This is a genomic window from Streptomyces sp. bgisy130, from assembly GCF_057708345.1.
In genome coordinates this window covers 53,770-68,303 of the sequence record NZ_JBYISA010000010.1, presented here as the reverse complement: position 1 = coordinate 68,303, position 14,534 = coordinate 53,770, and the positions used below count along the sequence as shown (strand labels likewise).

At 71.2% G+C, this 14,534-nt stretch carries 12 protein-coding genes; 4 read left to right on the top strand and 8 right to left on the bottom strand.

Annotated elements, in window-relative coordinates; all coding sequences use genetic code 11:
* The first annotated feature begins 29 nt into the window (after positions 1-29).
* Complete coding sequence (gene pgi, locus AC3EUV_RS15975) at positions 30-1,682, top strand: glucose-6-phosphate isomerase (protein ID WP_432145399.1); 1,653 nt, start codon at positions 30-32, stop codon at positions 1,680-1,682.
* 89 nt (positions 1,683-1,771) lie between these two features.
* On the opposite strand, the gene pgl is transcribed toward pgi, so the two are convergent.
* The 5 genes from pgl to tkt are packed head-to-tail and all read right to left on the bottom strand — an operon-like array spanning position 1,772 to position 8,388.
* A complete protein-coding gene (pgl, locus tag AC3EUV_RS15970) occupies positions 1,772-2,554 on the bottom strand; it encodes a 6-phosphogluconolactonase (RefSeq protein WP_432145370.1) in 783 nt (260 codons plus the stop codon).
* Complete coding sequence (gene opcA, locus AC3EUV_RS15965) at positions 2,551-3,597, bottom strand: glucose-6-phosphate dehydrogenase assembly protein OpcA (protein WP_435603189.1); 1,047 nt, start codon at positions 3,595-3,597, stop codon at positions 2,551-2,553. Before opcA ends, pgl begins: the two co-directional genes overlap by 4 nt.
* Positions 3,594-5,126 carry a glucose-6-phosphate dehydrogenase gene (gene zwf, locus AC3EUV_RS15960; protein WP_432145368.1) on the bottom strand — a complete coding sequence of 511 codons (1,533 nt, stop codon included), beginning with the start codon at positions 5,124-5,126 and terminating at the stop codon, positions 3,594-3,596. Before zwf ends, opcA begins: the two co-directional genes overlap by 4 nt.
* A gap of 6 nt (positions 5,127-5,132) precedes the next feature.
* Positions 5,133-6,251, bottom strand: a complete 1,119-nt coding sequence (tal, locus tag AC3EUV_RS15955; RefSeq protein ID WP_432145367.1) for a transaldolase — start codon at positions 6,249-6,251, stop codon at positions 5,133-5,135.
* A gap of 34 nt (positions 6,252-6,285) precedes the next feature.
* Positions 6,286-8,388, bottom strand: a complete 2,103-nt coding sequence (tkt, locus tag AC3EUV_RS15950) for a transketolase (protein ID WP_432145366.1) — start codon at positions 8,386-8,388, stop codon at positions 6,286-6,288.
* A gap of 457 nt (positions 8,389-8,845) precedes the next feature.
* Here tkt and AC3EUV_RS15945 point away from each other — a divergent pair, with 457 nt between their 5' ends.
* From AC3EUV_RS15945 to AC3EUV_RS15935, 3 genes are all read left to right on the top strand, one after another.
* Positions 8,846-9,829 carry a heme o synthase gene (locus AC3EUV_RS15945; RefSeq protein ID WP_432145365.1) on the top strand — a complete coding sequence of 328 codons (984 nt, stop codon included), beginning with the start codon at positions 8,846-8,848 and terminating at the stop codon, positions 9,827-9,829.
* A gap of 46 nt (positions 9,830-9,875) precedes the next feature.
* On the top strand, positions 9,876-10,256 hold the full coding sequence (locus tag AC3EUV_RS15940; RefSeq protein WP_432145364.1) for a hypothetical protein: 381 nt from the start codon (positions 9,876-9,878) through the stop codon (positions 10,254-10,256).
* A gap of 136 nt (positions 10,257-10,392) precedes the next feature.
* Positions 10,393-11,457 carry an amidohydrolase gene (locus tag AC3EUV_RS15935; RefSeq protein WP_435603188.1) on the top strand — a complete coding sequence of 355 codons (1,065 nt, stop codon included), beginning with the start codon at positions 10,393-10,395 and terminating at the stop codon, positions 11,455-11,457.
* Here the strand turns inward: AC3EUV_RS15935 and AC3EUV_RS15930 are convergent.
* The 3 genes from AC3EUV_RS15930 to AC3EUV_RS15920 form a co-directional block, all read right to left on the bottom strand.
* Positions 11,430-12,434, bottom strand: coding sequence for a COX15/CtaA family protein (locus AC3EUV_RS15930; protein WP_432145362.1), 1,005 nt, complete (start codon positions 12,432-12,434; stop codon positions 11,430-11,432). The genes AC3EUV_RS15935 and AC3EUV_RS15930 overlap by 28 nt on opposite strands.
* 87 nt (positions 12,435-12,521) lie before the next feature.
* Positions 12,522-13,328, bottom strand: coding sequence for an ABC transporter permease (locus AC3EUV_RS15925; RefSeq protein ID WP_435603187.1), 807 nt, complete (start codon positions 13,326-13,328; stop codon positions 12,522-12,524).
* Positions 13,329-13,419: 91 nt separating this feature from the next.
* Positions 13,420-14,382, bottom strand: a complete 963-nt coding sequence (locus tag AC3EUV_RS15920; RefSeq protein WP_432145360.1) for an ABC transporter ATP-binding protein — start codon at positions 14,380-14,382, stop codon at positions 13,420-13,422.
* Positions 14,383-14,534 lie beyond the last annotated feature (152 nt).

The window sequence follows — 14,534 nt, the reverse complement described above, 5'->3', positions numbered from 1 at the left end:
GTACGAGATGAAGAAGGCTGATGTCCGAGATGAACGCAGAAGGCCGCAGCAGGCTCGATCAGATGCCTGAGTGGACGGCGCTGGGCAAGCACCGGGAGCAGATGGCGGAGGTGCATCTGCGCGAGCTGTTCGAGCGCGACCCGGCGCGCGCCGAGCGCTACACCCTCCAGGTCGGCGATCTGCACCTGGACTACTCCAAGCACCTGGTCACCGACGAGACGCTGGGGCTGCTGCGCGAGCTGGCCGCGGCGTCCGGCGTGGCCGAGCTGCGGGACGCGATGTTCCGCGGCGAGAAGATCAACATCACCGAGCGGCGGTCCGTGCTGCACACCGCGCTGCGCGCGCCCGGCTCGGCGGTCATCATGAGCGACGGCGAGAGCGTCACCCCCGGCGTGCAGCACGTCCTGACGAAGATGGGCATCTTCTGCGACCGGGTCCGCTCCGGCGACTGGAAGGGCCACACCGGCAAGCGCATCAAGACCGTCGTCAACATCGGTATCGGCGGCTCGGACCTGGGCCCGGCGATGGCGTACGAGGCGCTGCGCGCCTACACCCACCGGGACATGCAGTTCCGCTTCGTCTCCAATGTGGACGGCGCCGATCTGCACGAGGCGGTCCGCGATCTGGACCCGGCCGAGACGCTGTTCATCATCGCCTCGAAGACCTTCACCACCATCGAGACGATCACCAACGCCACCTCGGCCCGCGACTGGCTGCTGACCGGTCTGCGCGCCGGGGGAGAGGCGGTCGCCAAGCACTTCGTGGCGCTGTCGACCAACGCCGAGAAGGTGACGGAGTTCGGCATCGACACGGACAACATGTTCGAGTTCTGGGACTGGGTCGGCGGCCGTTACTCCTTCGACTCCGCGATCGGCCTGTCGCTGATGATCGCGATCGGCCCGGAGCGCTTCCGCGAGATGCTGGCCGGCTTCCACCTCGTCGACGAGCACTTCCGCACCGCCCCGCCGGAGGAGAACGCCCCGCTGCTGCTGGGGCTGCTCGGTATCTGGTACGGCAACTTCTGGGACGCCCAGTCGCATGCCGTGCTGCCCTACAGCCACTACCTCTCCAAGTTCACCGCCTATCTCCAGCAGCTGGACATGGAGTCCAACGGCAAGTCCGTGGACCGCCAGGGCAACCGGGTCGGATGGCAGACGGGGCCGGTCGTCTGGGGCACGCCCGGCACGAACGGCCAGCACGCCTACTACCAGCTCCTGCACCAGGGCACGAAGATGATCCCGGCCGATCTCCTCGGCTTCGCCGAGCCGGTCGCCGATCTCCAGCCGGGCCTGGTCGCCCAGCACGACCTGCTGATGGCCAATCTCTTCGCCCAGGGCCAGGCGCTGGCCTTCGGCAAGACGCCGGATGAGGTGCGCGCCGAGGGCGTGGCCGAGGAACTGGTGCCGCACAAGACCTTCCCGGGTAACCGCCCCACCACCACCATCCTGGCCGGCGAGCTCAGCCCGTCCGTGCTGGGCCAGTTGATCGCGCTCTACGAGCACAAGGTGTTCGTCCAGGGCGCGGTGTGGAACATCGACTCCTTCGACCAGTGGGGCGTGGAGCTCGGCAAGGTGCTCGCCAAGCGCGTCGAACCGGCCCTGACCGAGGGCGCCGAGGTGCCGGGGCTGGACGCCTCCACGGCCGGTCTGGTCGCCAAGTACCGGGAGCTGCGCGGGCGTTGATCCCCGGGACCGCCGCAGGACCGTCGCGCTGACGCCGTAGGCCCCGCACCCTTCGGGGCGCGGGGCCTACGGCCTTGCTGCGGTGATCCTCAGGCCGAAGCCGGCGGGTAGAGATCGCGCGGCAGCTGGGACGCCGCCGCCTCGTCCAGCAGCCACAGGGTCCGGCTGCGGCCCCGTGCGCCGGCCGCCGGGGCCTGGACCTCACCGGCACCGGAGAGGGCGATGGCCGCGGCATTGGCCTTGTCCTCGCCGGCCGCCAGCAGCCAGACCTCCCGCGCCGCACGGATCGCGGGCAGGGTCAGCGAGACACGGGTGGGCGGCGGCTTGGGCGCGCCGTGCACCCCGACCACCGTCCGCTCCGTCTCGTACACCGCGGGCAGCTCCGGAAAGAGCGAGGCGACATGGGTGTCCGGGCCGACGCCCAGCAGCAGGACGTCGAAGGACGGCACCGGGCCGTGGTCCTCGGGTCCCGCGGCGGCGGCGAGTTCGGCCGCGTACGCCTCGGCGGCGGCGTCGGCGTCATGGCCGTACGGGCCGTCCGACGGTGGCATGGGGTGCACCCGGGCCGGGTCCAGCGGGACGCTGTCCAGCAGCACCTCCCGGGCCTGGGTGTGGTTGCGCTCCGGATCGCCGTCCGGTGCGAACCGCTCGTCGCCCCACCACAGATCGAGCCGGGACCAGTCCACCGCGTCCCGGGCGGGCGCCTCGGCGAGGGCCGCGAGCAGCCCGTTGCCGTTGCGCCCGCCGGTCAGGACCACGGAGGCGGAGCCGCGGGCGGACTGGGCGTCCACGATCTTCGTGATCAGCCGGGCCGCCGCGGCCTTGGCCATCAGCTCCTTGTCGCGGTGCACGACGACCTGCGGAGCACTCACTTGGCGGCCGCCTTCTTCGCGGCCTTCTTCGCCGCGGGCTTGGCCTGGCCGCTCCCGTCCGATGCCTGCTCCTCGGCGGCGGCCGGCTGCTGCCCGTCCGCCGGCTGCCCGCCGTTGCCGTGACCGAGCCGGTCCACGCCGAACTTCAGCGCCCGGGCGTAGATCTCGTCCGGGTCGAGCCGGCGCAGCTCCTCGGCGAGCAGCTCGGCGGTCTCCCGCCGCTTGAGCGCCACCGCCCGGTCGGGCTGGCCGTGCATCGAGAGCGTGGCCAGCGAGCCGTCCGGGCGGTCCAGCACGATCGCGCCGATGCTGGACTCCATCCGGACGGCCGTCAGACCGGGGCCCTCGGACACCTTGCGGGTGACCGGGACGTTCAGCCGGTCGGCCAGCCACATGGCGAGCAACTCGCAGCTGGGGTTGAACTCCTCGCCGGTCACCTCGGCCGAGGTGACCGTGCACGGAGCCTGATCGAGCGCCGCCGCCAGCATCGAGCGCCATGGCGTTATCCGGGTCCAGGACAGATCCGTGTCGCCCGGGATGTAGGTCTCCGCGCGGGCGGACAGCTCATGGATGGGCTGCTCGTCGGCGTAGGCGTCGGTGACCCGGCGCTGGGCCAGCGCACCGAGCGGGTCCTGTGCGGGGGCCGCCGGGGCGTTCACCGCCCACCAGACCACGACCGGGGCGTCCGGCAGCAGCAGCGGCAGCACCACGGACTGGGCGTGGTCGATGACCTCGCCGTACAGCCGCAGCAGCACCGTCTCGCCGGTGCCGGCCTCCGTGCCGACCCGCACCTCGGCGTCCAGCCGGGCCTTGGCGCGGTCGCGCGGCGACCGGCTGACCCGCTTGATGACGACGAGGGTGCGCGAGGGGTGCTCACGGGACGCCTCGTTGGCCGCCTTCAGGGCGTCATAGGCGTTCTCCTCGTCGGTGACGATGACGAGGGTGAGCACCATGCCGCTGGTGGGAGTGCCCACCGCGCGGCGGCCCTCCACCAGGGCTTTGTTGATTTTGCTGGAGGTGGTTTCCGTCAGATCGATCTTCATGGCCGACGCCAGCTCCGTCCGTCTCGTGCGAGCATTTCGTCCGCCTCGGCCGGGCCCCAGGTGCCCGCCGGGTACTGCGCGGGCTTCCCGTGCCGGTCCCAGTACTCCTCGATCGGGTCGAGGATCCGCCAGGACTGCTCCACCTCCTCCAGTCGCGGGAAGAGGTTGGCGTCGCCGAGCAGCACATCGAGGATCAGCCGCTCGTACGCCTCGGGGCTGGACTCCGTGAAGGACTCGCCGTACGCGAAGTCCATCGACACATCCCGCACCTCCATCGAGGTGCCCGGCACCTTGGAGCCGAACCGCACGGTCACACCCTCGTCCGGCTGTACCCGGATGACCAGGGCGTTCTGCCCCAGCTCCTCGGTGGCGGTGTGGTCGAAGGGGGAGTGCGGAGCGCGCTGGAAGACCACCGCGATCTCGGTGACCCGGCGGCCCAGGCGCTTGCCGGTACGCAGGTAGAAGGGGACGCCCGCCCAGCGGCGGTTGTCGATCGACAGCTTGATCGCGGCGTAGGTGTCGGTCTTCGACTTGGGGTCGATACCGTCTTCCTGGAGGTAGCCGACGGCCTTCTCGCCGCCCTGCCAGCCCGCCGCGTACTGCCCGCGGACGGTCTCCTTGCCGAGCTCCCTGGGCAGCCGGACGGCGCCCAGCACCTTGGTCTTCTCCGCGACCAGCGCGTCCGCCTCGAAGGAGGCGGGCTCCTCCATCGCGGTCAGCGCGAGCAGCTGGAGGAGGTGGTTCTGGATGACGTCACGGGCGGCGCCGATGCCGTCGTAGTAGCCGGCCCGGCCGCCGATGCCGATGTCCTCGGCCATCGTGATCTGGACGTGGTCGACATAGCTGCGGTTCCACAGCGGCTCGAACATCGTGTTGGCGAACCGCAGCGCCAGGATGTTCTGGACCGTCTCCTTGCCCAGGTAGTGGTCGATCCGGAAGACCTCGTGCGGCGGGAAGACCTCGTGGACGATCCGGTTGAGCTCCTGTGCGCTCTCCAGGTTGTGTCCGAAGGGCTTCTCGATGACCGCGCGGCGCCAGGAGTCCTCCTTCTGGTCGGCCAGCCCGTGCTTCTTCAGCTGCTGGACGACCTTGGGGAAGAACTTCGGCGGCACGGACAGGTAGAAGGCGAAGTTGCCGCCGGTGCCCTGCGCCTTGTCGAGCTCGTTTATCGTCTCCTTGAGCGTCTCGAAGGCCTCGTCGTCGTCGAAGTTGCCCTGGACGAAGCGGCAGCCCTGGACCAGCTGCTGCCAGACCTCCTCGCGGAACGGCGTACGGGAGTGCTCCTTGACCGCCGCGTAGACCTCCTGCGCGAAGTCCTCGTGCTCCCACTCGCGACGGGCGAACCCGACGAGCGAGAAACCCGGGGGCAGCAGCCCCCGGTTGGCGAGGTCGTAGACGGCGGGCATCAGCTTTTTACGGGACAAATCGCCCGTGACGCCAAAGATGACCAGGCCCGACGGCCCCGCGATACGCGGGAGCCGTCGGTCCAGGGCGTCACGGAGCGGGTTGGCTCCGTGGGAATCAGTCAAGGGAGATCAGCCCTCCGAGGGAGCGAGGCGCTTGAGCTCCGCCTCCGTGGACTTGAGCAGGTCGTTCCAGGACGCCTCGAACTTCTCCACGCCCTCGTCCTCCAGGAGCTGGACGACCTCGTCGTACGAGACCCCGAGTCCGGCGATCGCGGCCAGGTCGGCCCGGGCCGCGTCGTAGCCGCCGCGCACGGTGTCACCGGTGATCTGACCGTGGTCGCCGGTGGCCTCCAGGGTGGCCTCCGGCATGGTGTTGACCGTGCCCGGGGCGACCAGCTCGTCCACGTACAGGGTGTCCTTGTACGCGGGGTCCTTGACGCCGGTCGAGGCCCACAGCGGACGCTGCTTGTTGGCGCCGGCCTTGTCGAGGGCGGCCCAGCGGTCCGAGGAGAAGACCTCCTCGTACGCCTCGTAGGCGAGCCGGGCGTTCGCCAGCGCGGCCTGGCCCTTGAGGCCCTTGGCCTCGTCCGTGCCGATCTTCTCCAGGCGCTTGTCGATCTCGGAGTCCACACGGGACACGAAGAACGACGCCACCGAACGGATCAGCGACAGGTCCAGGCCCGCGGCCTTGGCCTTCTCCAGGCCCGCCAGGTAGGCGTCCATGACCTCGCGGTAGCGCTCCAGCGAGAAGATCAGCGTGACATTGACGCTGATGCCCAGGCCGATGACCTCGGTGATCGCCGGCAGGCCCGCCTTGGTGGCCGGGATCTTGATCAGCGTGTTCGGGCGGTCCACCAGCCACGCCAGCTGCTTGGCCTCGGCGATGGTCGGGGTGGTGTGGTGCGCCAGGCGCGGGTCGACCTCGATGGAGACCCGGCCGTCCTGGCCGCCGGTGGCGTCGAAGACCGGCCGCAGGATGTCGGCGGCGTCCCGGACGTCCGCCGTCGTGATCATGCGGATGGCTTCCTCGACGGTGACCTTACGGGCGGCGAGGTCGGCGACCTGCTGGTCGTAGCCGTGGCCGTCCGAGATGGCCTTCTGGAAGATCGACGGGTTGGTCGTGACACCGACGACGTGCTGCTGGTCGATCAGCTCGGCGAGGTTGCCGGACGTGATGCGCTGGCGCGACAGGTCGTCCAGCCAGATCGCGACGCCTTCGTCGGAGAGGCGCTTGAGTGCGTCTGTCATGGGTTCTGCATCTCCTACTTGTCGTGTACGGGCGTCAGCGCGCGGCGGCTTCGAGCGATTCCCGGGCGGCGGCGGCGACCGCGTCGGCGGTGAAGCCGAACTCGCGGAAGAGCACCTTGCCGTCGGCCGAGGCACCGAAGTGCTCCAGGGAGACGATGCGCCCGGCGTCACCGACGAAGCGGTGCCAGGTCAGCCCGATGCCGGCCTCGACGGCGACCCGGGCCCGGACGGACGGCGGCAGCACACTGTCGCGGTAGGCCTGGTCCTGCTGGTCGAACCACTCGACGGACGGCATCGACACCACACGGGTGGGAATGCCCTCGGCCTGGAGCTGCTCGCGCGCCTCGACGGCGAGCTGCACCTCGGAACCGGTGCCGATCAGCACGACCTGCGGCGCGGCGTCCTGCCCCTCGGGGCCGGCGGCGTCGAAGAGCACGTAACCACCCTTGGCGGTGGCCTCGTTGGCGGGGTACGTCGGCACGCCCTGACGGGTCAGCGCGAGGCCGTGCGGGGCCCCCACGCCGTACTCCTTGGTGTAGCGCCGGAGGATCTCGCGCCAGGCGATGGCGGTCTCGTTGGCGTCGGCCGGGCGCACGATGTTCAGGCCCGGGATGGCGCGCAGCGAGGCGAGGTGCTCGATGGGCTGGTGGGTCGGACCGTCCTCGCCCAGACCGATGGAGTCGTGCGTCCACACGTACGTCACCGGGAGGTGCATCAGCGCGGACAGCCGGACGGCGTTGCGCATGTAGTCGGAGAACACCAGGAAGGTGCCGCCGTAGATGCGGGTGTTGCCGTGCAGCGCGATGCCGTTCATCTCCGCGGCCATGGAGTGCTCACGGATACCGAAGTGGATCGTGCGGCCGTAGGGGTTCGCGCCCGGCAGCGGGTTGCCCTCGGGCAGGAACGACGAGGTCTTGTCGATCGTGGTGTTGTTCGAGCCCGCGAGGTCGGCGGAGCCGCCCCACAGCTCGGGGATGATCGCGCCGAGCGCGTGCAGCACCTTGCCGGACGCGGCGCGGGTGGCGACCGACTTGCCGGTCTCGAAGGACGGGAGGTGGTCCTCCCAGCCCGCGGGCAGCTCGCCCGCCGCGATCCGGTCGAACTCCGCGGCACGCTGCGGGTTGGCGGCGCGCCAGTCGGCGAACGACTTCTCCCACTCCTTCTTGGCGTCGCGGCCGCGGTCGAGGGCGGCACGGGTGTGCGCGAGCACCTCGTCGGCGACGTCGAAGGACTTCTCCGGGTCGAAGCCCAGGACCCGCTTGGTGGCCGCGACTTCCTCGTCACCCAGCGCCGAGCCGTGCGCGGCCTCGGTGTTCTGGGCGTTCGGGGCGGGCCAGGCGATGATCGAGCGCATCGCGATGAACGACGGCCGCTCGGTCTCCGCCTTGGCGGCCTCCAGGGCCTTGGCGAGACCCGCCGGGTCCAGGTCGCCGTTGGGCAGCTGCGCGACACGCTGGACGTGCCAGCCGTAGGCCTCGTAGCGCTTGAGGGTGTCCTCGGAGACCGCGGTCTCGGTGTCACCCTCGATGGAGATGTGGTTGTCGTCCCACAGCAGGATGAGGTTGCCGAGCTTCTGGTGGCCCGCCAGGGAGGACGCCTCGGCGGAGATGCCCTCCTGGAGGCAGCCGTCACCGGCGATGCAGTAGATGGTGTGGTCGAAGGGCGAGCTGCCCTGCGCCGCGTCGGGGTCGAACAGGCCGCGCTCGTAGCGCGCCGCCATCGCCATGCCGACCGCGTTGGCGACACCCTGGCCCAGCGGGCCGGTGGTGGTCTCCACACCGGTGGTGTGGCCGTACTCGGGGTGGCCCGGGGTCTTCGAGCCCCAGGTGCGGAACGCCTCCAGGTCGGCCAGCTCCAGGCCGTAACCGGCGAGGTAGAGCTGGACGTAGAGGGTCAGGCTGGAGTGGCCCGCGGAGAGGACGAACCGGTCGCGGCCGGTCCAGTTCGCGTCCGCCGGGTCGTGCCGCATGAGCTTCTGGAAGAGAAGATAGGCGGCCGGCGCCAGGCTCATGGCCGTACCGGGATGGCCGTTACCGACCTTCTGCACGGAATCCATGGCCAGGACACGGACGGTGTCCACTGCCCGCTGATCCAGTTCGGTCCACTCGAGATCTGTGGTGGTCGGCTTGGTGCTCACCCTGAGTCAGGGCTCCTCTCCACATGTCGAATGCCGCGGACGGTATGTCCGCCAGGCGGTGTCGAGCCTACCCCCGCGAGTGCGTGCGTCTTTTCGACGCTCAGTCGGTGTTTTCGGCGCTCAGTCGGTGCGGCGCGGTCACCGCGGCCCGTCGCTTTGGGCAACCAAATCAGGACTTCGGGCGTTCCGGTCCCAGTTGCGCGAGCCATACGACCAGACTGCCGGGCAGCGGTCCGGTTCGCCTCCTGAACGCCGGGCGAACGGCCGGGGAAAGGTACCGGGGGTGCGACCCCGCCCGCCGCCCAACACGACCCCACCCCCGCGAAGATCGCTGTATGGCCAACGTCTAAAGTGGCGTGGTACGCGCAAGCCCTGCACCGCGTCTTCACCGCTGGATGGGCTTGCATGCCTTTCTCTTCTGCGGCAGAGGCCGCTGACGTTACTTCCAGGGGTGTGCGTGACGGCCGTCGAATCCCGTCCTGCGGGTGGGGGCACCGCCCACGCCGTCAAGGCTGTGGGGGAGCTCTCTCAGGTCCCCGGGAATCCCGGTGAGCGGCCGTTCGGGGCCCGTGTCAAAGGGTTCGTGGCGCTGACCAAGCCACGGGTCATCGAGCTGCTGCTGATGACCACTGTGCCGGTGATGTTCCTGGCGGCCAAGGGTGTGCCCGATTTGTGGCTGGTCCTGGCGACCTGCATCGGCGGCTACCTCTCCGCCGGCGGCGCCGCGGCCTTCAACATGTACCTCGACCGCGACATCGACGCGCTGATGGACCGCACGTCCCAGCGGCCGCTGGTCACCGGCATCGTGAGCCCCGGCGAATGCCTGGTCTTCGCGACCGCCCTCGCGGTGGGCTCCACGGCCTGGTTCTGGGTCCTCGTCAACCCGCTGTCGGCGATGCTGTCGCTCGGTGCGCTGCTCTTCTATGTCGTCGTTTACACGATGATCCTCAAGCGGCGGACCAGCCAGAACATCGTCTGGGGCGGGATCGCCGGCTGTATGCCGGTCTTCATCGGCTGGTCGTCGGTGACGAACTCCGTCTCCTGGGCCTCGTTCGTCCTCTTCCTCGTCATCTTCTTCTGGACGCCGCCGCATTACTGGCCGCTGTCGATGAAGGTCAAGGACGACTACGAGCGGGCCGGGGTGCCGATGCTGCCGGCCGTCGCGGGCAACAAGGTCGTCGCCCGGCAGATCGTCGCCTACAGCTGGGTGATGGTGGCGGTCTCGCTGCTGCTCCAGCCGCTGGGCTACACCGGCTGGTTCTACACCGCGGTCGCGCTCGCCTGCGGAGCCTTCTGGCTCAAGGAGGCGCACGGTCTCCAGGCCCGCGCGAAGGCCGGCATCACGGGCGCCAAGCTCAAGGAGATGCGGCTGTTCCACTGGTCCATCACCTATGTGTCGCTGCTGTTCGTCGCCGTCGCCGTGGACCCCTTCCTTCGCTGAGAGGTGTGGGGGATCACCCTCACCAAAAGCAGTACTCGCGGGTAGCATGCTGGGTATGGCAGACACCCAGCAGGCGGAAGAGCAGGTGGAGGCGGCGGCCGGCACGGCGGCCGACAAGCGGGCCGGCCGGCGCACGGCCAGGCTCACCAAGCAGATCCGCGCCTTCGCCGACAGCCACGGCGGCAGCGCCGAGGGCCAGCTCGCGCACATCGGCCGCGGCCGCGTCCGGATCGCCCTCGTCGGGGCCAACGGCGAGTGGGGCAACCTCGTCGCGGACTCCTTCGACTCCGCCAAGGACGCCGCCACGGCGTCCGGCATCACCCTTCAGGACGACTTCGACGGCGACCTCGCCGCCAAGGTCCGCACCGGCCGCTACGAGTGGTCCCGGATGGCGGGCATCCAGGTCGGCGGCCCGTCCAACGCCTGACGCGCGCTGCCCGGGCGCCGTGCGCCGGAGCGTACGCCGGAAGCGGAGCCCGCTACCTCACCACCACCTCGTCCGTTAAGCCCACCAGGTGCGGCGCTTCGGCCGCGTCCGGCGGGCTCTCGGCGAGGAGAAGCGGATGGACGGCCTTCCCTTCCTGGTAGATCAGCCACCGCTCATCGATCAGTACAGCTTCGGCGCGGTGCACGACGAGCTCGGCCTCGGCTCCTTCGAGACCCACCTCGCCGCCGCGGCCGGCGCCCATGGCCCGGCCCCCGCCGGCACCAGCTACTTCGACAGCTTCACCGGCCTCGCGATACGCCGCTGGTGCCCCCCGCTGCTCGGCCTGGAACCGCACTGCCCGCCCGCCCGCTACCTGGCACGCCGCCGCGAGATGGGCGCCTACCGGGCCGGACGCATGCTGCTGCGCGGCTCCGGGATCGGCACGTTCCTGCTGGCGGCCGGGGCGCCCAGCGATCTGACCTCGGCCACCGAACTCGCCACCGCCGCCGCGGCCCACGCCCACGAGGTGGTGCGGCTCGAACCGCTCGCCGAGCAGGTCGCCGACACCTCCGGCAGCGTCGATGCCTTCATCGGCTACACCGCCGAGGCCCTCTACGCCGCGGCCCAGCACGCCACCGCCTTCGCCTCCCGCGCCACCCACTGCGAGGGGCGCGCCCCGGAGGCCGGTGAGGTGCGGCGGGCCGCGGACCGCTGGCTGCGCCGCCGCCGGCCCGGGGAGCGGCTCGGGGAGCCCGCGCTCGTACGGCATCTGCTGTGGAGCGCGGTGGCGACCGGTCTGCCGGTGCAGCTGCACTGCCCCGATCCACAGCCGCTGGCGGCCTTTCTGCGCGCCACCACCGGCATCGGCTCGGACCTCGTCCTGCTGCCCGAGGCACCGCACCACCGGCGGGCGGCTCAGCTCGCCGCGGCGCACGCCCATGTGTACGCGGACGCCGGGCCCTGCCCAGAGGAGACGCTGAGCCGGGCACCGTTCGGCAAGCTGCTGTTCTCGTCCGGGGCCCGGGGGCTGCCCGAGCTCTATGTGACCGGCGCCCGGTGCTTCGTACGGGCCATGGCGCGGCTCGTACGGGAGTGGACCGACGAGGGCCTGTGCGGGCCCGGGGACGGGCGGCGGATCACCGAGACGGTCGGGTTCGGGACGGCGCGGCGGGTCTACCGGCTGAGCGCGGAGGCCGCCTGAGGCTCCGGTGCCTCGTGCTCGCCCGAGGGGGCGGGCTCGCCGGGGTCCTCCTCCAGGAGCGGACCGCGGTCGCGCAGGGAAAGACAGACCCGCAGTACCCAGATCCACACCAGGGACGAGCCCAGCATGTGGAGCCCGATGACGATCTCGGGCAGACCCGTGAAGTACTGGACGTAGCCGATGACGCCCTGCGCGGCGATGCAGGCGAACAGCTCCAGGAGCGTCCGGCGCGGGGCGGCCGGTGCCTTGACGGCGCGCAGCGTGAACCACAGGGCGACCGACAGGCCGACGACGATGTAGACGAAGTCGACGTGGAGCTGGGTGATCTCCTGCCAGTCCAGCGGGATGCGGTGGACCTTCTTGGCGTCGCCCGCGTGCGGGCCGGTGCCGGTGACGACCGTGCCGATGACGGTGAGCGCGCCGGTCGCGGCCACCAGCAGCCAGGCCAGCTGCCGCGCCGGCCGGGCGACCAGGTCGCGCGGCTCCTCGTCGCCCTCACTCGCCCGCTTCCAGCTCAGCACGGCGACCGTGAGCAGCGCCGTGGCCGCGAGGAAGTGCGAGCTGACGATGTACGGGTTCAGGCCGGTCAGGACCGTGACCCCGCCGATGACGGCATTGCTCATGACGAGCCAGAACTGCGCCCAGCCGAGCCGGGTGAGCGAGCGGCGCCGGGGGTGACGGGCGCGGGCGGCGATGATGAACAGCCCGACGACCGCGCACAGCACATACGTCAGCAGGCGGTTGCCGAACTCGATGAGGCCGTTGATGCCCATCGCGGCAGTCGGGGTCAGGCTGTCCGGCGTGCACTTGGGCCAGGTCGAGCAGCCCAGCCCGGACTGGGAGAGCCGGACCGCGCCACCCGTGACGACGATGATCACGGCCATCACGACGGTGGCCAGCGCGGCCCGTCGTACGAAGGCCGCGGACGGCTGCCAGCGGCGGGCGATCAGCTCAAGGGGGTTCAGCGTGTTCGGCACGGGAGCCATCGTAAGCGGCCCCTTGTGCAAACTTTCACGAGGGGTGCGTTCGCGACCGAACCACCCGTCCGAGCCGTGCCCGGCCGCTCACTCCCAGCGGAAGAACCGGGCCGCGGCCCCCAGTCCGAGCACCGCCCACCCGGCGAGGATGCCGAGGTCCGGCCAGGGGAGGGCGGCGCCGTGCTGGAGCACCTCGCGCAGCCCGTCGGACAGCGCCGTGATCGGCAGCAGTCCGAGCACGCTCTGGGCGGCCGCCGGGAACTTCTCCAGCGGGACGATCACGCCGCCGCCGACCAGCAGCAGCAGGAACACCAGGTTGGCCGCGGCGAGGGTGGCCTCCGCCTTGAGCGTGCCGGCCATCAGCAGGCCCAGGCCCGAGAAGGCGGCGGTGCCCAGGAGGAGCAGCGCGGCGACCGCGAGCGGGTTGCCCTGCGGCGACCAGCCCAGGGCCAGCGCGACCGCCGTCAGCAGCGTGATCTGGAGGACCTCGGTGACCAGCACCGCACAGGTCTTGGCGGTCATCAGCCCCCAGCGCGGCAGCGGCGAGACGGCGAGCCGCTTGAGCACGCCGTAGCGCCGCTCGAAGCCGGTCGCGATCGCCTGGCCGGTGAAGGCGGTGGACAGCACGGCGAGCGCCAGGATGCCGGGCGCCAGGAAGTCGACGGAGCTGCCCGCGCCGCCGGCCGTGGCGGTGGGCACCGCGATGATGTCGACGGCGGAGAACAGGACCAGCAGCAGCGTCGGGATGATCACGGTCAGCAGCAGCTGCTCACCGTTGCGCAGCAGCATCCTGGTCTCCAGGGCCGCCTGTGCGCGGATCATCCGGGGCAGCGGAGCCGCGCCGGGCCGCGGGCTGAAGGTGCCGGTGACGCCACCGGCCTCGGTGGTGGTCATGCGCGCAGCTCCTTGCCGGTGAGCTCCAGACTGTGCCGTTCCGGGGGACAACCCCCGGACCCCCGGCCGTTGATCGCGTGGCCCTGCCGTGTCATGCGCGCAGCTCCTTGCCGGTGAGCTCCAGGAAGACGTCCTCCAGGGTGTGGCGCTCGACGGCTATCGCGTCGGGCATCACGCCGTTCTGGGCGCACCAGGAGGCGACGGTGGCCAGCAGCTGAGGGTTGACCTTGCCGTGGACGCGGTAGACGCCGGAGGCGGGCTCCGTGGCGGCGCTGTCCGCGGGCAGCGCCTTGAGGAGCGAGGCGAGGTCGAGTCCGGGGCGGCCGGTGAAGCGCAGGCTGTTCTCCGCGCCGCCGCGGCACAGCGCGTCCGGGCTGCCCTGGGCGATCACCCGGCCGCCGTCGATGATCGCGACATCGTCGGCGAGCTGCTCGGCCTCGTCCATGAAGTGCGTGGTCAGTACGGTGCTGACGCCGTCGGCGCGCAGTTCCCGTACGAGGTCCCAGGCGGCGTGCCGGGCCTGTGGGTCGAGTCCGGCCGTCGGCTCGTCCAGGAAGACCAGCTCGGGGCGGCCGACCACGGCCATCGCCAGCGCCAGCCGTTGTTGCTGGCCGCCGGAGAGCCGCCGGTAGGGGGTCCGGCCGCAGCTGCCCAGGCCGAGCCGGTCGATGAGGGTGCCGACGTCGAGCGGGTGGGCGTGCAGGGTGGCGGTGTGCCGCAGCATCTCGTCGGCCCGGGCGCCCGCGTAGACGCCGCCGGACTGGAGCATCACGCCGATGCGCGGCCGCAGCGCGGCGGCGTCGGCGACCGGGTCCAGGCCCAGGACCCGTACCCGGCCGGCGTCCGGGCGGCGGTAGCCCTCGCAGGTCTCGATGGTGGTGGTCTTGCCGGCGCCGTTCGGGCCGAGCACGGCGGTCACCGCGCCGCGTGCGACGGTCAGGTCGAGTCCGTCCACGGCGGTCTTGGTCCCGTAGCGCTTGACCAGGCCGGTGATTTCGACGGCGGGCTCGCGGCCGGGGGGCCGGGGGTCGCCCCCCGGGGAGGTGCTGGGCATGCCGGGCAGTCTACGGAGAGTGGCGGGCCGGGCTTCAATGGGGGCGAGGGCCCGGAACGCTCTCGTTCCCCGTCCGGCGGTGTGTGACCGAACGAATTTCGAGGGCCCGCGACCCCTGGTGCGCCGCTGCCGGCCCGGCGGACGCCCGTGCA